The organism is Emticicia sp. BO119 (genome assembly GCF_013912375.1).
Lineage (GTDB): Bacteria > Bacteroidota > Bacteroidia > Cytophagales > Spirosomataceae > Emticicia.
Map to the genome: position 1 here is coordinate 1096583 of NZ_JACETV010000002.1, position 23673 is coordinate 1120255.

A 23673-nucleotide genomic window follows, 5' to 3' on the forward strand; every position below is an offset into this window, starting at 1 on the left:
CCACGGAGCTTCGGTCGCTCTGAGAAACTCCGTGGTAAAATATCTTAGTTAGTATATTGAGAATTATTCACCGCAGCGGCGACCGCTCAATAACCTATTATAAAAGAATCCACTTACGTAGCTATGAAAATCAGGCCGGCTGTAGTTATTATAGAAAACGAAAAAATCCTGACCATGCACTATCGATATGGTGGTCAGGATGTATATAATTTGCCGGGCGGCAATCTGGAATTCGGCGAATCGCTAACACTTGCTTTAACAAGAGAATTAGAAGAAGAGTTAGGAATAACAGTCGGAATAGGAGAACTGACTATGGTGGGAGAAGTCCACTTCCCGGATCTTCAGAAACAAACCATTCATTTTGTTTTTGAAGGTAATATATTGGCAGGCAAACCTAAACTCAATCCTCAACATACCTCTGCTTTAGCTGTCAGATGGTTAAACATAGACGAGCTGTCAACGGTTAATCTTTATCCTAATATCACAAATAGCCTGAAAGCATATCTTTCAGGAAATCTGAGTGATAAGTATATCGGTAAACTCGACCAGACCTGGTTTTAATAAACAGTTGCAGCTTTCATCCGGCGAACTTTACCCGAAAACAGATAGGCAAAGGCTAAAGCGGCCAGTCCCCCCATTATCAGGAAAGCATAAGGCATACGACCGATGCTATTATGATAAATCTCTGCCGACAGGAATGCCCCTAAACCAATCCCGGCCTCCATCGAAATGTACATAGTGGCAAGTGCCCTGCCTCGATTATTCTCGTCACATAAATCAATTGTCCATGCCTGTAATATAGGAGAGAGGATTCCCTGCGCAATTCCGAAGAAAATGGCAGCTACCACAAACAGATAGATATTATTGGCAAATGCAGTAAAACCCATAGCTATAATTAATGCAAAACTTCCCCAGCGTAATACAGGAATCCGCCCGTTTCTGTCAGAAACTTTACCGGCCGCAAACCTGATAAATAATGACGCCAGAGTATAAATCAGAAAGTAAAGCCCCTTATTATGCAAACCAATACTTTTGCTTAAATCGGGCGAAAGCGTAGCTACTGCACCAAAACTGAAAGAGCAAAGGAAGATCATAATTGCTGCAGGTAAAACCATGACATCAAAAATATCATTTTGTGTAACCTTCAGAGAGTTCGCACTGAATTTCTCCCGCTGATTTTCCGGCAGCGTTTCTTTCATGTTATACAATATCGCAATAGAAATCAGCGCAAACATCGATGAAACATAAAATAGCGCATTCATAGAGAAAGTATCTGCAATCCAGCTACCCAAAGCAGGGCCGAAAGCCATTCCGAAACTACTCATCAATCCATGCATACCCATTGCCTCGCCTCGTCTGTTAGCAGGCACAATATCTGCAATATAGGCGGCAGTTCCGGTAGGCTTAAATCCGGTTGAAAAACCATGCACCAATCGTAGCATTAAAAAAGGGAAAACTGTCGTAACCAACGGATAGAAGAATCCACACACAAAGCAAACTAAAGAACCAAAAGCCATAACTGGCACTCGACCAATGCGGTCGGTCAGGCGTCCGCTAAACGGGCGTGAAAACCCTGCCGTAAGTGTAAAAAGACTAATGATAAGACCCTTAGATTCAGCCCCGCCTAATTTAGACAGATAATCAGGTAGCTCAGGTATGAGCATATTGAAACTGGCAAAGAAAACTAACGAACTTATGCAGAGAAGCCAATACTGGAGAGAGAATATACTGTTAGATTGTTGTTCCATTTACAAAAATAAAGCATCGTATAGGGTATTTGCAAGACAAACTTTGTTTCCAAATATCATTCAATGGTAAAGTGCAATTTTTTATTTTTTTTAGCTGAAAGACTTCATAATCAGGTGTTTCCAAATTTTAATTTGGCCTGTGCAACCCTTTCTGCAAGCGGCTTCGTCCTTGTAACAGGTTCGCTAATCTATAACCAAAGTTTCGTTGATTATGGTAAAAAGTGTACACAAATTTTTATTTGTTCACTATTTAAAATCTAATTAAAACCGATGAAAAACAATTTTTTTAAAATTGCTTCACTGTGCATTGCTCTTGGGGTGGCAGTCACGGCCTGTACAAAAGACACCGACAGCAACTCTGTAACACCAGACGCGCAATCGGCAGCGGTAGTAGCCGATAACCAGACAATTCAGGATGAATCAGAAGATGTGTACGATTTAGTAGATGATGTAACATTTTTACCATTTGGTGGAAGAAATTTCCGTGAGACAGGAGAAGGCGGTGGAGGAGATAAGGATAAAGGAGGGCATGGCGGACATTTTCCTGCTTTGGGGATTGGTTGGGACAGACCCTGGAAAGGCAAATTTGATAATTGCGCTGATGTGAGTAAAACCGTTGCCAACAACACAATTACGATCGTATATGACTATACAAGTGTAGCCAATGGCGTATGTGGCGATGATGCCGTGGGTGGAAAAATGACCATTTCGATTCCCGTTAAACCTGATTCGGGGTTCTCAGGTACGCTTACCCGTACCGTAACTTATGAAAATCTGAAAAGAGATACATTGGTAATTAATGGTACACATACCATAACAACTACTGTAGCTAACGGCAAAGCAACGGCCAGTGAAAAACTGGCAAATATTACCATTACAAACACCAATACCAATAAGATAATTACTTATACAAGCACTAAAAAACGCATAGTTGATAATAAAGGAACAGCAACCAGAGATGATGACGAGTCACAAACCACAGGTATGACTTCTGCCAAAGGGAGTGATGGAACCGAGTTCACAGCCAATATAACCAAGGCTGTTACAGTGAAGTTCTCATGCAAAGATTCACGAGGTTTCCCTGTGAGCGGAACCGTAGAAATCAAGCCAGTTTCAGGCGATACAAAAATTGTCGATTATGGTGATGGTACCTGTGATCTGAAATACACAGTGACCATGAATGGCGTGACAGAGGAGAAGGAAAAAACAAAACCAACAAAAAGGAAAAAAGGTTAGTAATACGTTTAAATATGTCAGAAAGTGTTGCCTGTTTTTGGCAACACTTTTTTTTTGGTTTATCTCTTATAGTTTCCGAAACTACCCACAGTTCATTCCTGTTTAGCTTATGGGGGTTTTTATTGAAAAGCATATAATGAGGACTGCGTGTCATACTTTGCATAAAGATTTGAAGACATGATAATATTAGCAATATTGTTAAAAAAAGAGAGATGGATTAATTTTTTTCCTAATCTCTTTTTCTTCAAAATATTCCGATGGGACAAAGAAAAAATCCCCACTTTCAACAGGTACTGTTTCAAAATGAGGTTTGTTAGATTTATAGCATTGTTTTAAAAGCCTTTCTATCCTTACAGAGTCGCTATAATCGCGTCCTTGAATATATACTTTTAAATTAGTTTTAAAATCTTTTTTGTCTCCTAAATTGCTAAAAAAAGCTTGATCAATTAGTCTATTAACAGTAGGGAAAGAGTATCCTATAATTACTACAATATCGGTCTTTTCAGCAAGTTTTTTAAGCTTCTCTTTTAATTCCTCATCGTTTTGATTTTCCCAGGCAAACTTAATTGGATTAGATTTAGTGTGAGATTTAAATAATTCATCTAATGTTCCAAAAAAATAATCATCATGATTGTTACCACTATTATCTTTTAAGAATATATCTTCATTTGTTGAATTGTTAAAGGCACTTCCATTTAATTTAAGTATTTTAGCCCCTCCATAAATACCATCATTTTGCTCTTTATCTTGAAAGCAATCGACAATTCTATTATTTTCTATACCTCTTGGTTTTTTATCTTTAACGACTGCACTTTCGAAAAGTACATCATAGTTCCAAGTAACAAAATCAAAATTGTTTGGTATTTCTACCTTTAGTTCCTTGTCTGGACTATCTGTAATCTCTCCTATAGTTCGAATTAAATTTTCATATCTTGGATCACCATGATTGGGTCTTATGCCTAAATCATACTCATCCTCAGGATTAACTAAAGTATAAAAATGTTGAAAGCAAAATATTAATTGCAAAAAAAGCTTATACCGTCTATAATTTTGAGTTTTATCGAAATTTTGATGTTGATAAATTCTTTTTGCTAAAGTGTCCATGCTTGAAACTTTTTCAAAATCTGAAGAGAAATCTTTCAGAACATCTTTAATATATCCTAAATAAGAATATTTATGAACATCTTTTCTTAAGTATAAAGATAGAAACTTGTCTAATCTATCAGGAACCCATTTAAAATCAGCCACGACAGGAATCCCCATTGCACTTGCCCCGGCACCCATATAATAAGTAATGTTGTATTTTTCAGCCATAATTAAGTTTACTTGGATTAACAACTCACTATTTTGTGGTATTAGTCAAAAGTAAGAAAATTTATGTATCGGTACTAAGGTAAGAGGAAACAAAATTTAATAGGAGAGTGAATAAACAAAAAAAGCACCCTTTCAGGTGCTTTTTGATTTTTTCGAGGTCCCGAGCGGATTCGAACCGCTGTACAAGCTTTTGCAGAGCTCTGCCTAGCCACTCGGCCACAGGACCATTACGGGAGTGCAAAAGTACAAGCATTGTACCAAACTCCAAAAAAAATCTAAAAAAAAATATAAAATTTCTCAGAAGCCATAACAAGGCTTTTAACCCATTTTCACTAAACCATTGATAAGAAATAGGTTAGGGAATTTATCTCTACGCACCTCCAACAGTTCAATTCTGCCAAAAACCTCTCCAAAGACTTTGAAAGCACAATCCAAAATCGGAAATTTAGGAGAACGCATAGTCGGGACTCCAGTCACGGATAATAATTTCTAACAAATACTGGCATAGAGGAAAATAAAGAGAGGCAAGCGGAGCGCAGGTGGTAAAGATACAACAACTTAGCTATACTTACCTACAGGTAGGGTCAGAGTCTGTAAAAGTATCAGCCACTCAGGCGGTATCAGAAAAGGTTGCCAATATGGTGGGAACCTTTTTAACAAAAACAGCAATAACCTTCAGAAAATCAGAGTTACAGCTCCTGAAATGAAACCTGAAAAGGTTACCAATATGGTGGGAACCTTTTTGAAAAAGAACGGTAATGGTTTCCAAAAAATCAGAATAACGACCAAGGTATAGAACCGGATACAAGGGTAAATATTCTGGCTATTGGAACGTCAAACAGTCTCAACCAAAAAATATTTTACAACCATCAATATTTTTTTATTTCCAACGCAACCCTTTCAATAGTTTTTTGCATCTTGCTTATGAACGTATGATTTTATGACACGAATTTTATCCTTATTCACTAACGAGTACGACCTCGCAAGAGCCGTACAAAGGCAAGACCCGAAAGCACAGACTCGGTTATATGAGAAATTTGCTTCGAAGATGCTGGCCGTTTGTAATCGTTATGTGGGAGATAAAATGGAGGCAGAAGATGTGATGATTGAAGGATTCATGAAGATTTTTGACAAGATAGACCAGTTTACTTTCCAGGGAAGTTTTGAAGGATGGGTCAGAAGAATCATGATTAACGAGGCGTTAATGTATGTACGAGGCAAAAAAATGATTGCGGTTGATCTGGAATATGCCATTGAAGAACCAAATGATGCAGCCTTTAGTACAGATCTGGAAGCAGAAGATTTAATGAGACTGATAGAACAATTGCCTGAGGGCTATCGTATGGTTTTTAACCTGTATGCCATAGAAGGGTATAATCATCAGGAAATAGGCGAGTTATTGGGGATTTCGGAAGGAACTTCGAAATCTCAGTTAAGCAGGGCAAGAGCCATTTTACAAACGAAGTTAATGAAGTTAGAAAAGAGTGTCATTTAATATTTCCCGCTCATGGGCGAGCCGACGATTCGGCAGGAGATATGAAAATATCAATAATCAAAATGAAGAAACATCCAATTGACGAACTTTTTGCCAGGAAATTGGCAGAACACCGCCAGGAACCTTCTCAAAAGGCTTTTGAGAAATTTCAGGCACGTTTGCAGGAAAAACAGGCCAGACGTCGTGGTGGAGTTCTTGCTATGAACCGCAACTGGGGCTACTATGCAGCCGCAGCAGGGATAATAGCTGCCCTGACAATAGGAGTTCTATCACAACGCAATACTAATGATATAGTAGTAGCAGATACAGAAAAACCAAAGACCGGTGTACCAGTACAAAAACCTGCTTCTCCTATCACTCAGGACAATTCAAGTCAAATTGCCCAAACCAACATAGAAGACAAAAAAGAATTAAATACTGTTAGACAAGCGCTATCTGTAAAATCAGCTAATGATATAGTTGCAGCAAAAAGATTCAATGTACCTGCGAAAGCTCCGGCTGTAAAAGAAATTGCATCGCCAATAGATGAAGGATCTATTGAGGCTATTGCTTTGAATAAACCGGAAGAAGTACAAACCAATCCATTACAGGCAGAAATTTTAACAAGTAGAAATACAACTGACGTAGCGACTTATGCTGATAATAATTCTTCTATCACTAATAAATATAATCCAGGCGAAACCGTTGTGGTAGTGATTACGCCAATAGAAGAGACTGCTGTTCAAGCTCCGGTCGAAACCGAAACGATGGCAGAAAAAGCTGAAAAAGAAAAATCATTCTTAGCAAAACTGTATGGTGAATACAAACACTTTAAATATGGCGAGAAAGTAGATTTAAAGGGCATAGGTGTGAAAGACGCAATGGCAAAAGTTGACGACAATTTGTTTAAGGAAGAGCGTGAAGATGTCAGAGACTTTGTGCAACGTAGAATAGGCAGAATGCAGAAAAGGGAGTAATCAAGTTTAATATAGTGTAGCCATACAGAAAATACAATAGAAAAAATTAATAGGCAATAATTCAATGAAAAGATTAGGTTTTATCCTCTTGTTACTGTTGGGAGGAATTTCGGTAAAAGCATCTTATAAGCAAGACACCACTATCGTAGAGTTTACAGACAGAGGTGTTAAGAAACGTGTAACGGTTTATACCTCAAGCAAAAAGGATTTTGAGCTGCCACGCAACCTGAATATAGATAACGTATTGAAAACTATGGGGGTGGATTCATCAGAACGAAAAAAAGCATTGGTTTTAATCGGGCAGGATGGGGCCAGGCAAGATACTATTCTTTTAGTTACGAGCGATGGCAAAAATATCAAGATTGTTGCAAGAGATGCCAGAGACCAACTAAGTAGGAGGGATACTTTACGCAATGGGAATAATGACCACTGGAGCCGTTCGGACAGAAATGATGATCGGGACGATGATAATGACAAGAACTACGAAAAACCAAAGAAAAAGAGCGGGAATAGCAGATTCTTCTCCCGTACAGACTTTGGGTTCTATCTGGGATTGAATAACTGGGCTAATGGGCCATCTACCGTGCCATCTTTACAAACATGGGGTTCGCGTTTCATTGCCTTATCCTTCCAGCGAAACGCTACCTTGGTAAATGGCAAACAAGTTGATTTGGCTTTGACCTATGGGCCTGAAATAGCCTGGAACAATTTCATGTTTGAAGATAAAAACTATATAGACCATACAAACGAACAGGTTGAGTTTCTGGTTGCAAATAAAGACCTGAGTAAAACCAAACTGGTTGAAACCAGTCTGAACCTACCGGTTATGCTGAATTTCGGTTTTGAAGAAGCCAGATTGAAAATCGGTTTAGGCGGGTATATTGGCTATAGAATCGGGACTTACCGCAAACTGAAATATAGCGATAGCAGTAAAAAAGAAATTGATAGAGACAATTATGGACTGAACGATTTCCGGTATGGTCTTACAGCTGAAATCGGTAAAAGAAGAGGAATTACATTTTTTGGCAGATACGATATGGGAGACTTGTTTAAATCAGGTCAGAAGAATGTAGCTGGCATGCAGGCCTGGACTATCGGAATAAGATTATAAAAAATAATATCTTAAAAAAGTGGCAAAAATCACGGTTTTTGCCACTTTTTTGCTTGTAAAATGAGGGGGTCAAAAAAAAATCAAAAAGAAATTATTTTTTTTGTGAGTGAATATTTGACAATTAAAAAAAAGAACTTAATTTTGCACTCCCATTCGGAACGTAACGTTCTTTGATAAGTGTTCTGAATGAGACAAAGAAATAATTGGGGGTGTACCAGAGTGGCCAAATGGGGCAGACTGTAAATCTGCTAGCTTACGCTTACGGTGGTTCGAATCCATCCGCCCCCACAATTACTAGTTGCGAATCAGCTAATCGCAAATTAGTAAATTATCAGCGGGAGTAGCTCATTTAGTAGAGCGACAATTCCATTGCGGTAGCCTTCCAAGTTATAGTTGGCAGCGCAAAATTTGAAATTATCAGCGGGAGTAGCTCATTTGGTAGAGCGATAGCCTTCCAAGCTATAGGTGGCGGGTTCGAGACCCGTCTCCCGCTCAGAAAGCGATAGACGTTTCAAGCTTAGGTGGTGGCGGTTCGGTCGTTACCGATTCGAGACCCGTCTCCCGCTCAGAAAAGCGTCAATTCCATTGCGGTAGACATTTCAAGCTTAGGTAGCGGCGGTTCGGTCGTTACCGATTCGAGACTCGTCTCCCGCTCAGAAAAATGCCTTCGTAGCTCAGTGGTAGAGCACTTCCTTGGTAAGGAAGAGGTCGGCAGTTCAATCCTGCTTGAAGGCTCAAGCTTTGAAAGGGCAATCTTGATAAGGAAAGCTCAGAAAAAGAAATCAGATAAATAGTATAGGTGTTGTGTTTATAGGTATCTGATTCTGAGTTTGTAAATTTAATTTTAGGAGTTTTCTTTCGTAACCAGGAAACTTGACAAGTTCAATCAACAGTTCTGCAGGAAGGATCATCAAAGTGAATAATTAATTTTGTAATAAATCTAATATTTAGACTTCAATAATCATGGCAAAAGAGAATTTTGACCGTAGTAAACCTCACGTAAACATTGGTACTATTGGTCACGTTGACCACGGTAAAACAACTTTGACAGCTGCCATCACAAAGGTACTTTCAGAGAAAGGATTGGCAGAGAAAAGAGATTTCTCATCTATTGACAATGCCCCAGAAGAAAAAGAGCGTGGTATCACTATTAATACAGCGCACGTAGAATATCAAACAGCAAACCGTCACTATGCTCACGTTGACTGTCCAGGTCACGCTGACTACGTGAAAAACATGGTAACTGGTGCTGCCCAAATGGACGGTGCTATCCTTGTGGTAGCTGCAACTGATGGTCCTATGCCACAAACCCGCGAGCACATCCTTTTGGCTCGTCAGGTAGGTGTACCTCAATTAGTTGTGTTCATGAACAAAGTAGACATGGTTGATGACCCAGAGTTATTAGAACTTGTTGAAATGGAAATCCGTGACTTGTTATCATTCTATAAATATGATGGCGATAATATCCCAGTTATTCAAGGTTCAGCTCTTGGTGGTTTGAACGGCGAAGCTAAATGGGTAGCAACTATCGAGCAATTGATGGAAGCTGTTGATACATTTATTCCACTTCCTGCACGTGCAACTGACAAGCCATTCTTGATGCCGGTTGAAGACGTGTTCTCAATCACAGGTCGTGGTACTGTAGCAACAGGTCGTATCGAAACAGGTATCATCAACTCAGGTGAGCCAGTTGAAATCTTAGGTATGGGTGCAGAAAACTTGAAATCAGTTGTAACTGGTGTTGAGATGTTCCGTAAAATCCTTGACCGTGGTGAAGCTGGTGACAACGTAGGTTTATTGTTACGTGGTATTGAGAAAACCGATATCAAACGTGGTATGGTTATCTGTAAACCAGGTTCAGTTAAGCCGCACGCTCACTTCAAAGCAGAGGTTTACGTATTGAGCAAAGAAGAAGGTGGTCGTCACACTCCATTCTTTAACAAATACCGTCCTCAATTCTATTTCCGTACAACTGACGTAACTGGAGAGATCACTCTTCCAGCAGGTGTGGAAATGGTTATGCCAGGTGATAACATCACTATCGAAGTGAAATTAATCAATGCCATCGCTATGGATAAAGGTCTTCGTTTCGCGATTCGTGAAGGTGGACGTACCGTAGGTGCTGGTCAGGTAACTGAAATCCTTTCTTAATTCATATTAAGATAGTATATAGAAAAGCACTTCCCTACGGAAGTGCTTTTTGTTTTTATAAGCTATTGAGAAAAGATAAAATATTTGAATAGGGGTTTGATACGTATGTGTTGTCTATTAAAAAACAGTATAATCTATGCTCTATCTTAGTGGAATCATTATTACATTTTTTCTGGCAATCCTTTTGATAAGTAAAAAGGATAAATCAAAAGCTGATATAGTTCTGGCAATTTGGCTTTGCCTTATCGGCGTACACCTGCAATTATTCTATCTACATTATAGTGGTGAATATATTCATTTCTCTTACCTATTGGGGCTTGAAATCCCGATGCCATTGTTGCATGGCCCTTTTCTATATCTTTATATACGCTCATTAATATCCACTGCTAAGCAATCCTATACATTGCCTTTACATTTTCTTCCGGCTTTTGTAGCTTATATTTCCTTAATTCCTTTTTTAAGACTTTCCTCAGAGGAGAAAATTTCGGTTTACCAACACAATGGCTCCGGCTTCGAAAGTCAGACAACCACTATTTTCTGTTTCATTATTCTATCAGGAATCTCTTATGTAACGCTAAGTCTCTATCTATTTTACAAAAACAGGGAAAGTATTAAAAATAGTTTTTCGTTAAATGAATCCTTAAGAATAAAATGGGTATCATATCTGATTTATGGAATCGGTGCTATATGGATAATAGTTATTCTTGGTAATGATATACTCACTTTTGCATCAGTAGCAGTATTTATATTATTGATTGGCTATTTAGGTATCAAACAAGGTACTATATTCAGCAATTATAGCTTAGCTTATCTACCAACCCAAAATAGAACTGCCGATTTGACGGAGGAAGTTCAGGAAAAAATAAAGTATCAGAAGTCGACTTTAAAAGAAGAAGATGCTGTAAAGATTCATAATAAGTTGAGTGAAATCATGATGCAAGAAAAACTCTTTAAAAATCCTGAGCTATCTTTAGGAGATTTAGCCGAAAGGCTTGACATTCATCAGAATACCTTATCACAGGTCATTAATTCATTTGAACAAAAACATTTCTACGATTATATTAACGAACTGCGTATTGTTGAGTTTAAACAAATTGCTTTAACACCTGATAGCCAGAAATACACGCTACTCTCTTTAGCTTTTGATTGTGGCTTTAATTCAAAAACTACTTTTAACAGAACCTTTAAAAAGTCTACAGGTATTTCTCCAAAGGAATATTTAAATCAAGCTATTACCAGAATCGCAGCTTAAAAACTACTAAAATCAGGTATCAACTTACATATTGGGGCGATTGGTACATTTTAACGATTCAATTTTGCTGAAAATTTAAAGCAAAAATTATGAATCAAACATTAAGTATTATTTCAGCAACACTGCTCACATTTTTTATCTTGAGTTGCGAAAAAGAATTATCTATTAACGACGATGGCAACTTAGTCCCTAAAACAGTCGACCAGGATGCTTCATTGCCTTCTATCACAGTCAATAATACTCAGCTCCATGCCGAGACTTTTGGTAATCCTGCCAATCGTATGCTGGTCATTTTACATGGCGGCCCCGGCAGTGATTATCGTTACCTCCTCAATTGTAAAGCATTTGCCAATCAAGGTTATTACGTAGTTTTCTACGACCAGAGAGGCTCAGGTTTATCAAAAAGACACCCCAAAAGTATTTACTCCATTCAAATCATGTTAGATGATTTAAGTGCGGTTATTGCGCATTATAAAACTTCTGCATCTCAAAGAGTATTTTTATTGGGGCATTCGTGGGGTGCTATGCTGGCAACTGCCTATATTAACGCTTATCCTAAAAGTATAAGCGGTGCAATTCTGGCAGAACCCGGCGGTTTCATCTGGCAGGATGTTCTGGATTATGTTGGTCGCTCACGAAGTTTCAGACTTACTTCTGAAACCCTTAACGACGCTACTTATTTAGACCAGTTTATCACAGGTAAGCAGAACGAACAGGCTATCCTGGATTACAAATTTTCATTAATGGCTTCGGCTGATGAATCGGCAGAAAGCTCTTTGGGCAATGATGGCCCATTGCCCTTCTGGCGCAGTGGTGCAGTTATTCAGGAGGCTTTGTTTGAGGTTGGAAACAAGGAAAAACCAGACTGGACCACAAATTTGAATTTATATACTAATAAAATACTCTTTATTTATAGCGAACGGAATAAATCTTATGGCTTAGCTCATGCGCAAAAAGTATCTTCAGCTTATCCCAATATCCAACTAGAAAAAATTATTGGTGCAGGGCATGATATGATTAGTTTTCCTACGGGTTGGAGTACCTTTTATCCTAAAGCATTAAACTACTTAAACGCACTCTGATATGAATACTACTAAATTAATTTTTATTTTCTGTTTTATTACAATGAGTTTTTGCCATGCGCAAACAATTAACTGGGCAAGCCTGCAAAGAGAACAGCGACACATTACTAGTCTCAATACTGGCTTAGATTATGGAGTGACTTTTGGTTTGGCTTATCACTGCCAATTAAAAACGACCTTGCCAATAGTTGTAGGTGCAGAGTATTCAATACCATCTGGTAAAAACCTGGTTGATGATTTTAAAACTAAAGTAGGGGGAACCATCAGATGGATTAGTATAGGAGATTTTCAGTTCAGTACCAAAGTAGAGGGGGTTTTCAGAAGGTATGAAAACAATTATGTAAGACTGAACAATTTTGGAAGCGATTTATCTGGTATTATTGGTTACTACAGACCTAAATGGTTTCTGGCGGGCGAGGTAGGTTTTGACAAAGCCATAGTAACACATTTTAAACATACTGATTTGATGAAAGAAAATTTTGCAGCTAAAGATGGTTGGTATAACCCCGCTACAGGAGGTAACTTGTATTACGGAGTGCAATCTGGTCTTAGTTGGCGAAGCCATGATTTAACTCTTAAAGCAGGTAGAATCGTTTCCCAGGATTTTAAAACGAAACCATTATTGCCCTTATATGTCCAGTTTGGGTATAATTTGAAGATAAAATAAGAGAGATGTAAGTTATTCAATTTTCCACACAACTTGAATAATTGAGATTAGCCTTAAAAACTATTCAGTATCTCAATAATGTTTTGCTCATCTAACCCTGATTGGGTTTGGTGAAAGAGTTGGTCACCATAAGTGCCATCGGGGTAACCCTGTGCTCTCAGGCTGATAAATTTATGAGGAGAAATACCATTTTCTAATAGTTGCAAAGATAATTGCTGACCTAAACCTCCGATACTTACGTGTTCTTCAACTACTAATATATTTGAAGATTTTTGTAATAACTCAATGGCATTGGTATCTAATTGCAGAGGTAAAAAAGTAGCAGTGCAAACATCAAACTGCTCAATTAAACCCGATTTATACAAGGCAGAAAGCACATTATTAGTTACCGGACCTAAAGAGAGTATAGTGCCTTTCGATTGATTAGTTTGATTAACTAATTTCAAACTACCGAACTGCACCGGATTATCCGGCGTATTTTTTCCTGCTCCTAAACGTAAATAAGCTGGGCGTGCTTCTGCTACTATCTGACTAACAATTGGTGATACTTCATCTACAAAAGCCGGAATCCAGCATTTAATATTTTGCAGGCCACTCAATGCAGCTAAATCTTCAATGGCATGATGCGAACTACCCATTATGCCATAGCCATAGCCACCCCCATTACCTATCAAAAAAACTGGAAGATTATGCAGGCAAACGTCATTACGAAACTGCTCCAGGCAACGATATACAATAAAAGGGGCGATACTATAACAAAAAACCTTGAAACCTTTGTAGGCAAATCCTGCGGCTACACCTATCATGTTTTGCTCAGCTACACCTGCATTGATGAAGCGGTTACCTAACTTCTCCTGTAAATTTTCGAGCGCATTATAGCCTAAATCGCCCGTAATAAAGATGATTTTCTCATCTTTCATGGCGATGCTTTCAATAGCGTCCGAAAACTCTCGTCTCATTTTAATTCAGTTTATTTGTTAAAAATAATTGTATATCCCAATGGATCATCAGTTGAGCCTAATTTAAGTATGAGGGCAATGTGCGAAAATATAACCGCAACCGCTAATATTGGTAGTAAGAGCAGTAACAATAGGAACTTAAAAGGCATTAATACTATATCCTTTAAACTGAAATCCCAGGTAAGCAGATTTCCAAAAAACATCACTATCATTTTTGAAACAATTGTATTAATATCTGTCCCTCTGTTCTGGATATTTACTTTACTGAATTGTTTAAACAACTGAGCCAGTTTGTGAGGGGTATATCTGCAAAAATCATAAGGCGCAAAATGTACACGTGCCGACCAGGGTAATGTAACAATACCAAGTCCACCCGGTTTTAAGACACGGTGCATTTCTGCAATAATTTTTTCCGGTTTAGCTATATGTTCTATTACTTCAGTACAAATAATGTTCTCAAAATACTCGTCAGTAAAGGGAATATTTTCACCATCAAAAACTACTATATCCTCATTCTGGTAATCAAAATTATCTGCGCCTGCTATATCAATTCCGGTATATTTACATTGCTCGGCATTCACTAAGAATTTAAAAGGGCTATTCCCGCAACCTATATCCAGTACCTTGCCTTTCATAGCAGGTACGTATTGGTTGAGATATTTATAAATTGTCAATGTCTGGAAATCAAGCGTTAATCGTCCATAAAATTTGAGGGTATTCAAAATATTATCAGGTGGATGATGTGCCACTGGTCTGAATTTTTCCGTCATTTTCTTTGAGTCTTGATAAATGTCTTGATTTCTTCTGAAGTGTTATATCTACGCACGCCCTTACGAACAGCCGTTCTGATAAATTTCGGTCGCTTCTTGGTCTCTTCAAAAATCTTGCTGATATATTCTCCTAAAAATGAAATACCTAACAGATTAATTCCTCCAAAGAATAATACTAAGGTGATAACAGTCGGAAACCCATGTGGAATATCAGGGAAAAAGAAGGTAAGTACAACCTGCAGGAATGCACCTAAAAACGCAAATCCGGTGAAGATGAATCCAGCATAGGACATCGCTTCTAATGGAGCAAAACTAAAAGAAAAAATGGCCTTTTTTGCCCACCAGATATTCTTTACCCAATTGTTGGTAGATACCCCGAACATCCTTTCGGGACGAACATAATTAACACCAACCTGTTTAAAACCGACCCATGCCCTTAAACCACGTAAAAACTGCTCGGTTTCGGGTAGATTAATTAATTCCTTAACAGCCTTTCTGTCAATCATTGAAAAATCACCCGCATCTTTCGGAATTTTGACATAAGAAAGTGTCTGAAAAATACGGTAAAATAAACGATAGAAGAAATGTATGCGGGGTTTCATCTCTCGTTGTACACGCACGCCATATACTACTTCATTGCCTTGCATCCATTTTTCGTAAAAGGCAGGGATAATCTCGGGAGGGTCTTGTAAATCTCCGTCCATTAATACTACAGCATCGCCAGTTGAAACCTCCATACCCGACATAAAAGCCGATTGTGAACCGAAATTTCTGGAATGAGTGATGGCTATGACATTCTGGTCTTTATTACATATGCTGTCTAATACTTCTTGTGTATTATCAGGCGAGCAGTCATTCACAAAAATGATTTCATAGCGGACTTTCATTTCATTGAAAGTCTTCACCAGTCTTTCATACATATAGGGGATAGCCTGTGCATCTCTATAGCAGGCAATAATAGCTGTAATCACAGGATTCAGATAAGGATTATTAAAAGCAGTCAGTACATCATCTTCATAATTAATCCGATCCTGCCAAAAGTAATATTTACGTAGGCCATCAGCTAAAGATATTTTGGTCTGCCAGCCTAAGTCTTTATTGGCTTCAGTTGCATCTCCGTACCATTCAGTCAGATCCCATTTTCTGTTGGGCATACTTCCCCAATCAGGTGTAGCCGAAATTCCAAATTCGGTTTTGGTCACTTCAACCAGTTCTTTCATGGTTGTTTTTCTACCACTGGCGATATTATAGGATTTTCCTCTGATTTCAGGTTTCATTTGCAAAGCGGCATCCACAAATGCTTCAACACAATCAGTTACATATACAAAATCACGGCTGATATCAGGCGCAACAAAATTGGGCAAAGTGCCTTTTCTAACTTTTTCAATCAATTGCGGAATCAGTCGGTCTGGTTCTTCCCAATCCCCATAAATAGCATATAGACGTAGATTAAGTGTGTTTTTTTTAAAAAATCTCCCATAATATTGAATCATATATGCAGCTGAAACCTTTGAAACCGAATAATGGCTATTCGGTTGTAATTCGTCTGATTCTTTAGGGGCAGCACAATTATAGCCATATTCAGAACTACTTCCAGCATGGATATAAACAGCGTCTTTAGCAAGTGTTTCTAAAATATTATGTGTGCCTAAAACATTGGTTTCATAGGTAAGTGTGGTATCTTTCTGCTTGGAATAAGCACCATAGGCAGCTAAATTAAAAATTGTCTGTGGCTGAATACTCTCAAAAGTTTCTTCTACCGAATATTTCGAGACGATATCACAATGGACTATATTTTCAGAAGGAATATTTAATAGTTTAAGCCTCCATGCTCTTTGTGCATCATGTGTTAGAGCAAAAACATCTTTACGAACCGTAAAAATATCTTTGAACAGATTAGCCCCAATAAATCCGCTTGCCCCAAAAACAAAAATCGGGCCTTTTAATTCAAGTATTTTATCTTTCAGAACATCAGTCATTTTTCTCAGTTATTAGGATAGCTCTGTTTCCAAAGCGTATAATTGTTTGAGTTCTTCAAGGGCTTGTTGATATTGCTCCGGTTTCATTGGTAAATAATGCCACTCTAATTTATTCTCCATATAAGTTACACCCTTACCTTTCACCGTATCTGCAATAATCATTTTAGGCAAACCATTTTTTTTTGTTTTGAACTCGGTAATAATAGATATCAGTTTTTCAATATCATGTCCATCAGTCTCAACTACTTCAAAACCAATAGCCTGCCATTTATTTATATCTGCCGAAAGCCCTAAAACTTTATCTGTATTGCCAAAACCTTGTAAACCGTTACAGTCGATTAGCACAATCAGGTTATCTAATCGTTTGCTTACAGCATAATGTCCTGCCTCCCAGCTTGTTCCCTCATTGGTTTCTCCATCTGACATCAGGACGTAGGTCATTTTATCATTTTGCAGGAGTTTGTTGGCATGCGCAATTCCAGCACCAATCGGTAATCCATGCCCTAATGAACCTGTGGCAAACGGAATACCTTTGATTTTATTAGGGGCCGGGTGCGCTGGTAATACCGTGCCATTTTTATAAAAAGTATCTAAAATTTCATCAGATAATTCACCCATTTGATTCAGGCAGGCATATAAAGCGGCGGCGGCATGGCCTTTAGATAATAAAAAAACTTCATCAGCTTGACGATGAATAATGAGTGTAGCTATGATTAAATCAATACATGAAAGTGAACAGCCAATATGACCAGCATTCGCTTTGAAGTACATCTTCAATAATTTCAACCTCAATTGACCACTCAGTTTTCGATATGTCTGATTACTATTGGTCATTAGCTTCTTTTTCGCTTAATTTCGTAGGTTTTTTCTTTCTCCAGAACGATAAGCCTACCAATAAGCCATAAGTTACAAACGAAATACCAGACACCATACTCCCGGTTTTCAGATAAGGCGCTTCATAATAGAGCTTTACCTGATGTTTGCCTTTGTCTAACACAATTCCCGTCATACCAAAGGTAACCAGACGGGTTTCTGCAGGCTTTCCATCTACTTCTGCTTTCCAACCTTTATCGAATGGGATGGAAAGAAAAAGAAGCTTGGTTTGATTGATATCTATGGTTCCGTCAAAATGCTGGTCGTCATAAGAAGTAATCTGCAAAGTGTCTTTTCTACATTCGCTGATTAATTGATTAAAGGCCTCAACCGTCACACTTTGCAACGAGTCTTTGATTTCTCCGAATGCAGAGTATTCTGCTTTCTCGTCGTTATTAATTACGAAACCCCTATATATAGAAGCATCTTTTTCGACAGTCGAAAGTTTCTCGAAGTTTTCTTTGGTCATGTACTTCTCAAGTGTAAAGCCCATCGGTAAGGCATTTGTATTTTTGAAAACCTTTACATCCTGAAAAGTAGTGAGTGAATCAAAACCAAAACGCTGGAACGGGAATATGCCTTTTACCAGATAATATTTAACACTTGTCAAAGGCATTAATAGCGGACGTCCACGCACCCCGCCAATCCAACGGGTAGCTGTTTCCTGATTTGGTGGAATGGTATTTAACCCATTCATAAAAGCCACGTAATATCTGTGATTAAAAGAGTGATAGCTTGAGGTACTCTGGTAATTCTGTACCATCGCATCATTGAGACTCTCATGAATGGCACTACCCGACGAATAGTTTTTCTCTACTCTGAAAAAGGATTTATCTCGTTGTCTGATATAATCAATGGCTTCTAAGGTATAATCGTTGAACCCTGCTTTGGATTTGAACTCTGCTACTGTCTGGATACTACGTTTATTCAATGTTTGGTTATCAAAGTAAATCATTTCTACAAATGTAATGCCTAAAAAAAAACACAAGGCCACTTTTCGAATACTACTCACCCGGGTTGCAGCAAACAGTAGTGCATAGATAAATAACAACAGAACAGCCGAAGTACGGATGCCCTTATTAACTGTAGATGCTAAATCATCTGAAAAATTGAAAAGTAAAAGAAACTGAAGAAACAAGAAAGTACCACCTAAAGCCAGCAGATTAATTTTATAGCCTTTAATTATGGCCTCTATTACTTTAAGACATCCGAGGAGTAAACCAACAGCAATAAAAGCGGCCATTACCCTATAGTAATTTCCTGTAAATAACCAGAAGATATATCTGAAATAAGGGAAAGTCATAATAATAAATATAAGCCCGGTAACCACTCCATAAGCAATTCTTTCACGGCGATTGCCCATTACGAATAGCTGTGGCAATAGCAATAACATACCTATACCTACATAGAACGCCGGAGCCTCCATATAGTTCTGCCAGCCTTTATAAGTACCTGCATAACCTAAAATATCATTACTAAACCAGCGCAAATAAGTAGTGAAAAGCTCAATACTATCGGCAGTTTGCAAGATAGGTTGAGATGAAAGTGTACTTGTATAGGAAACATCTCCAGAACCGCGGGGGCTATTGAGTAGTAAAAGAATATGAGAGTAGCAAATCAAAAAGCCCATGCCTATACCTAATGCACTGAAAGCCACTAATTGAGCCAGAAATTTTCCATTTTCAAGCCAGTTAGTAAGTCTGTCTTCCACATATAGCCTAACCAGAAGGTAAATAATAGTAAATTCAGCGATGATAGTGAAATTGAAAGGCTGATCAACAGCGATAAGCATGGTCGCTATCGGAATGAGATACCATTTTTTCTCTCTCAATAACTGCTCAATGCCTATTAGTAATAATATGCTGTATAACAAGCTGTTCGCCAGTAAGGGTGTCCATCCTAATACCAAAGCTGTAAAGCCCATGAGCGCAAAGCAAACCCCGCCGACAATACTTGTATAATTATTATAATTGATTGTTTTCAGAAACCAGAAGAAGACCAGCCCATTGACGATAATACGTAAAAACTCAATCCAGCCCGCTATTAAAGGAATATTTTTGCCATCGCCTAAATAATATAAGAAATAGAAAGGGCTATTCATAAACGGAGAGATATCCTGCCCCATACCTTGTTTAAACGACCAGCTCAACATACCATACTGCTGAAAATAATCTGTTGCCATTTTATAGATAGGATAAAAGGCATTGGTCATATCACTACCAATATCTAAATAAAGCGTTGTCTTTTTTGAAAGCAAAAAATCTTTGAATATAAAAAAGGCCGCTACTGCTAATAGGCCTGTTATCAGCCCCCAGGCTAATTTATTAGAAAAAGTAAAAAGCGGATTATTATTCGATAAATGAGTTTCTAAAATTTTCGGAGTTGGGTTTACCGTTACCTCATCTTGCTTTTTTTGTGGTATGTTTTGCTGGCTAACGGGTTTGTTCTTCTTTTTCATTGAGATTTTTAGGGGTAATAGGAACAATAATGCTTATCACACAAATTTTCTATTCAAATATGAGATATTTTTTGCAAAATAATAGATTTTCTTATATGTATTATCTGGTAATAATAGTCCAAAATGTATGCCAAAATATAAAAATGTTACCTTTTAGTAAATGATTGTTAATTTTTATAATACCGCAAAATTAATAATGATAATACAACTTTAATTGCCAAAAATATTAACTTTAAACCGACTAAAAAATTATTCATCTTTAAACATAAACAATGAAACAATTATTGAGACTACTGCTACTGATTATTTTAGGAAGTTCTTTTGCTATGGCGCAAAATACCACCGTTGTTGTAACACCTAATACTAATATACCTACTAATGGGGTGCATCTTGGCCATAATGTAGGCCAGAATATGTCCTCTGATAGCTCGGTTATGATTGGCTCAGGTGCAGGACAAAATAGCTATTATTCCAGAAGTAGCGTGTATATAGGAGCTGATGCCGGGAGATATTCAACCTTTGAAAAAAATGTCTTTATCGGAAGAGCTTCCGGTGAGAACAACACAAATGATGAAAATACTTTTATGGGTTTTTGGGCAGGAAGAAAAAATACGAGTGGAAGATATAATCTGATTGTAGGTTCACAGGCTGGATATTTTAATACAACTGGCAAACAAAATGTATTCTTAGGGCATGTTACAGGATATAGAAACACTACAGGAGAAGATAATACCTTTGTAGGGCGTTCAGCCGGATTTGATAATACCACCGGCACAGGCAATACATTTATTGGTACTTATGCAGGTGGCTTCTGTTGGACGAGTTGTAATATATGGACAGAAAGTACCAATATTACGGGCAATTACAATGTGATGATTGGCTATAAGGCTATTCCAACCATAACAGGGCTTACCAATGCAATTGCGATTGGTAGCAATGCGAAGGTATCGAGTAGTAATAGTATGGTTTTAGGTGGTACAGGACAATATGCGCTCAATGTCGGAATTGGTACGCAATCTCCTACTGCTAAGTTGGAGATTGTAAGTGATGCCAGCAATACTTCCGGTTTAAAGCTAACTAATCTGACAAATAGTTCTTCAATTAGTAATTCATCAGACAAAGTCCTATCTGTAGATAATACCGGTAATGTGATTTTAGTGTCTAATACAACTAATTACTTCGCCAATCCGGTGGGAATAGGTGCAATACCTGTACAGGATTATATTTTGTCAATTTGTGGTAGAGCACGCGCCAGTGATCTGGTGGCAGATCCTAAATGGTGCGATTATGTTTTTGAAAAAGACTACAAACTAATGTCTGTTAGTCAGTTAGAAGCTTATGTGAAACAAAACAAGCATTTACCTGAAATACCTACAGCAAAGGAAGTAAATGAGAATGGAGTAGCCTTAGGTGAAATGACTTCGAAGTTATTATTGAAAGTAGAAGAACTAACCCTTTATATAATAGCACAGGAAAAACGAATTATGGAGTTAGAAAGGCAATTAATTGCGAAAGGCGAAAAAGTGAAATCAAAAAAATAGATATATTTGACAGACATAATAAAACCATTCAAATAATTGAGATGAGCAGCTCTGTTTTAAAAAAGAGGTATTGTTTTAGCATTTGGAAATAGAATAAATTAGCTGTTTTTAAGCAAATTTAATCTGGAATTAAAAGTATAATTCAGAAAAATGGTTAATTTGCATAAAACTTACTAAACCATGTCTGTTAAGAAAAGTGCTGCCACTTCCTTTGTGCTTATCACAGTTCTCATTGATTCTATAGGCTTCGGAGTAATCATACCGGTTTTACCAAGATTAATTTCAGAATTAGCGCATGTCGATACCAGTGGAGCAGCCCGATACGGTGGTTTGCTATTTGCTGCCTATGCGGTGATGCAGTTTCTTTTCTCTCCGGTTATGGGTGGTCTGAGTGACCAGTATGGGCGAAGACCTGTATTATTGGCTTCACTTTTTGGATTCGGACTCGATTATCTATTGTTGGTTTTTGCACCCACTATTGGCTGGTTATTTGTTGGTAGAGTTATTGCGGGTGTGATGGGTGCAAGTTTTACTACTGCTGCCGCTTATATGGCAGATATCAGTCCACCTGAAAAAAGAGCGCAGAATTTTGGTATGATTGGAGCAGCTTTTGGTTTAGGTTTTATTATTGGACCGATTATTGGTGGTTTTGTAAGTGATTTTGGCACCCGTGCACCATTTATGGTAGCAGGAGGGTTGACTATATTAAACTGGCTGTACGGTTATTTTGTCTTGCCTGAATCTTTAAGTTTAGAAAACCGTAGAAAATTTGATTGGAAACGTGCCAATCCGATAGGTGCTTTAATAAACCTCAAGCGATTTCCTATGATAATAGGACTGGTAGCGGCTATATTTTTATTATATGTTTCAAGTTTTTCTACGCAAGGCACCTGGACTTATTATACCAAAGAAAAATTTGGTTGGTCAGAGCGCGAAGTGGGCCTGTCTTTAACTTTTGTAGGGGTTATGATTGCCTTAGTACAAGGTTTTCTTACACGGATTCTGATTCCCAAATTAGGTACAAGAAAAGCCATTTATGTGGGATTTACCTTCTCCATTTTAGGTTCACTTGCTTATTGCTTTGCAAATGAGGGCTGGATGGTCTATGCTATTATGATACCATTCTCATTGGGTGGATTAGCAGGACCTGCTATGCAAGGTATTATATCAGGGCAAATACCTGCTAATGAGCAAGGAGAGTTACAAGGCTCATTAACCAGCCTGAACAGTGTAGCATCTATTATCGGACCTTTGTTAATGACGAGCTTGTTTGCACGATTTACTGCTAAGGATGCTCCTATTTATTTTCCTGGAGTTCCTTTTCTGGCATCAGTTATATTAACTTTATTAAGCTTGTTATTGATTGTCAGAACACTCAATAAGCATAGTACTAAGGTAGAACGGGCAGAGGCTAAACACTAAGGTATTTCATAAGCATATCAAACCGTTCCTGTTCAATACTACCAACAGGCTCATGGGCATAGGCACTTTCAACAATATAACCGAAGCGTTCGAGCGTAGCTATGATTGAAGTAATATTCTGACGGTTGATTTTTAGTGTCAGTTTTGAAGCTTCTTCTCCTGTGTACTGATTTCCTGAAAAATAGCTGCTCAGTATTTTTGCATTATCAGATTCTATCAATCGACTGATTTCTGCTAATGAGTAATCTCTATTTTTAATAGCTATAACCAATACAGCTCCAGGTTCTTGCGCACCCAAAAGTTCACCAAATCTGTTATAAATTGTTGCTGCTGTAATGTTGCCAACAAAAGCTTCTTCTTCATCTACCACAGCCAGAATTTGTAAGTGGTATTTTGAAATAAATCCCAATGCTTCGTAAATGTGTTGGTAATCGAAAATGTAAACGCCTGAATATTGAGGCATTATCTCAGAAATCAATAAGTCTTCATCATAATTCAACAATATGTCTTCGCTTAAAATACCTAAGTATTTTTCATTATCGACAACCACCAATTGTCCAATACGATTTTCTTCCATCCAGTTCAAAGCATCGCCAACAGTATCACTCAGCTTTAAAATGGGTAATTCGTGGTTGATAATTTGAGCAGCCGTCATTCTT

Annotated in this window: 19 protein-coding genes and 4 tRNA genes; 14 read left to right on the forward strand and 9 right to left on the reverse strand. The window is 37.9% G+C overall.

Features of this window, described 5'->3' with window-relative positions; genetic code table 11:
- Nucleotides 1-123: 123 nt before the first annotated feature.
- Entirely contained in the window at nt 124-561 is a 438-nt protein-coding gene (locus H1R81_RS11345) for an NUDIX domain-containing protein (RefSeq protein WP_181840818.1), read from the forward strand.
- Here the strand turns inward: H1R81_RS11345 and H1R81_RS11350 are convergent.
- Nucleotides 558-1748, reverse strand: a complete 1191-nt coding sequence (locus H1R81_RS11350; protein ID WP_181840819.1) for an MFS transporter — start codon at nt 1746-1748, stop codon at nt 558-560. The genes H1R81_RS11345 and H1R81_RS11350 overlap by 4 nt on opposite strands.
- Nucleotides 1749-2018: 270 nt before the next feature.
- Between H1R81_RS11350 and H1R81_RS11355 the strand changes: the two genes are divergently transcribed.
- Nucleotides 2019-2984, forward strand: a complete 966-nt coding sequence (locus tag H1R81_RS11355; protein WP_181840820.1) for a hypothetical protein — start codon at nt 2019-2021, stop codon at nt 2982-2984.
- A gap of 198 nt (nt 2985-3182) precedes the next feature.
- Here H1R81_RS11355 and H1R81_RS11360 read toward each other — a convergent pair whose 3' ends face one another.
- Both H1R81_RS11360 and H1R81_RS11365 read right to left on the reverse strand, forming a co-directional pair.
- Nucleotides 3183-4298: an SIR2 family protein gene (locus H1R81_RS11360; protein ID WP_181840821.1), complete on the reverse strand. Its 1116-nt coding sequence runs from the start codon at nt 4296-4298 to the stop codon at nt 3183-3185.
- 155 nt (nt 4299-4453) lie between these two features.
- Nucleotides 4454-4524: transfer RNA gene (locus H1R81_RS11365), tRNA-Cys, on the reverse strand.
- 714 nt (nt 4525-5238) lie between these two features.
- Between H1R81_RS11365 and H1R81_RS11370 the strand changes: the two genes are divergently transcribed.
- The 10 genes from H1R81_RS11370 (at nt 5239) to H1R81_RS11415 (ending at nt 13012) form a co-directional block, all read left to right on the forward strand.
- A complete protein-coding gene (locus H1R81_RS11370) occupies nt 5239-5793 on the forward strand; it encodes an RNA polymerase sigma factor (protein WP_181840822.1) in 555 nt (184 codons plus the stop codon).
- A 62-nt stretch (nt 5794-5855) separates the two neighbouring features.
- A complete protein-coding gene (locus tag H1R81_RS11375) occupies nt 5856-6749 on the forward strand; it encodes a hypothetical protein (RefSeq protein WP_181840823.1) in 894 nt (297 codons plus the stop codon).
- Nucleotides 6750-6813: 64 nt separating this feature from the next.
- Complete coding sequence (locus H1R81_RS11380) at nt 6814-7860, forward strand: outer membrane beta-barrel protein (RefSeq protein ID WP_181840824.1); 1047 nt, start codon at nt 6814-6816, stop codon at nt 7858-7860.
- A 205-nt stretch (nt 7861-8065) separates the two neighbouring features.
- Nucleotides 8066-8148: transfer RNA gene (locus H1R81_RS11385), tRNA-Tyr, on the forward strand.
- Between the two features lie 132 nt (nt 8149-8280).
- Nucleotides 8281-8353 (forward strand) — tRNA-Gly (locus tag H1R81_RS11390).
- Between the two features lie 170 nt (nt 8354-8523).
- Nucleotides 8524-8595: transfer RNA gene (locus H1R81_RS11395), tRNA-Thr, on the forward strand.
- A 228-nt stretch (nt 8596-8823) separates the two neighbouring features.
- Nucleotides 8824-10011, forward strand: a complete 1188-nt coding sequence (gene tuf / locus H1R81_RS11400; RefSeq protein WP_181840825.1) for an elongation factor Tu — start codon at nt 8824-8826, stop codon at nt 10009-10011.
- Between the two features lie 136 nt (nt 10012-10147).
- Entirely contained in the window at nt 10148-11263 is a 1116-nt protein-coding gene (locus H1R81_RS11405) for an AraC family transcriptional regulator (protein WP_181840826.1), read from the forward strand.
- Between the two features lie 89 nt (nt 11264-11352).
- Nucleotides 11353-12345 carry an alpha/beta fold hydrolase gene (locus tag H1R81_RS11410; protein WP_181840827.1) on the forward strand — a complete coding sequence of 331 codons (993 nt, stop codon included), beginning with the start codon at nt 11353-11355 and terminating at the stop codon, nt 12343-12345.
- A gap of 1 nt (nt 12346) precedes the next feature.
- Nucleotides 12347-13012 carry a hypothetical protein gene (locus H1R81_RS11415; RefSeq protein ID WP_181840828.1) on the forward strand — a complete coding sequence of 222 codons (666 nt, stop codon included), beginning with the start codon at nt 12347-12349 and terminating at the stop codon, nt 13010-13012.
- Between the two features lie 53 nt (nt 13013-13065).
- Here the strand turns inward: H1R81_RS11415 and H1R81_RS11420 are convergent, their stop codons facing one another.
- The 5 genes from H1R81_RS11420 to H1R81_RS11440 are packed head-to-tail and all read right to left on the reverse strand — an operon-like array spanning nt 13066 to nt 20051.
- A complete protein-coding gene (locus H1R81_RS11420) occupies nt 13066-13971 on the reverse strand; it encodes a transketolase (RefSeq protein ID WP_181840829.1) in 906 nt (301 codons plus the stop codon).
- Between the two features lie 11 nt (nt 13972-13982).
- Nucleotides 13983-14741 carry a bifunctional 2-polyprenyl-6-hydroxyphenol methylase/3-demethylubiquinol 3-O-methyltransferase UbiG gene (locus H1R81_RS11425; protein ID WP_181840830.1) on the reverse strand — a complete coding sequence of 253 codons (759 nt, stop codon included), beginning with the start codon at nt 14739-14741 and terminating at the stop codon, nt 13983-13985.
- A complete protein-coding gene (locus H1R81_RS11430) occupies nt 14738-16720 on the reverse strand; it encodes a GDP-mannose 4,6-dehydratase (RefSeq protein ID WP_181840831.1) in 1983 nt (660 codons plus the stop codon). The genes H1R81_RS11425 and H1R81_RS11430 overlap by 4 nt, the downstream gene beginning before the upstream one ends.
- Before the next feature lie 12 nt (nt 16721-16732).
- Nucleotides 16733-17554, reverse strand: coding sequence for a transketolase (locus tag H1R81_RS11435; RefSeq protein WP_181840832.1), 822 nt, complete (start codon nt 17552-17554; stop codon nt 16733-16735).
- Nucleotides 17544-20051 carry a YfhO family protein gene (locus H1R81_RS11440; protein WP_181840833.1) on the reverse strand — a complete coding sequence of 836 codons (2508 nt, stop codon included), beginning with the start codon at nt 20049-20051 and terminating at the stop codon, nt 17544-17546. Before H1R81_RS11440 ends, H1R81_RS11435 begins: the two co-directional genes overlap by 11 nt.
- A gap of 272 nt (nt 20052-20323) precedes the next feature.
- On the opposite strand from H1R81_RS11440, the gene H1R81_RS11445 reads away from it, so the two are divergent.
- A complete protein-coding gene (locus tag H1R81_RS11445) occupies nt 20324-21592 on the forward strand; it encodes a hypothetical protein (RefSeq protein WP_181840834.1) in 1269 nt (422 codons plus the stop codon).
- Between the two features lie 180 nt (nt 21593-21772).
- Nucleotides 21773-23014: a TCR/Tet family MFS transporter gene (locus H1R81_RS11450; RefSeq protein WP_181840835.1), complete on the forward strand. Its 1242-nt coding sequence runs from the start codon at nt 21773-21775 to the stop codon at nt 23012-23014.
- Here H1R81_RS11450 and H1R81_RS11455 read toward each other — a convergent pair.
- Nucleotides 23004-23669, reverse strand: a complete 666-nt coding sequence (locus H1R81_RS11455) for a CBS domain-containing protein (RefSeq protein ID WP_181840836.1) — start codon at nt 23667-23669, stop codon at nt 23004-23006. The genes H1R81_RS11450 and H1R81_RS11455 overlap by 11 nt on opposite strands.
- Nucleotides 23670-23673: the final 4 nt, after the last annotated feature.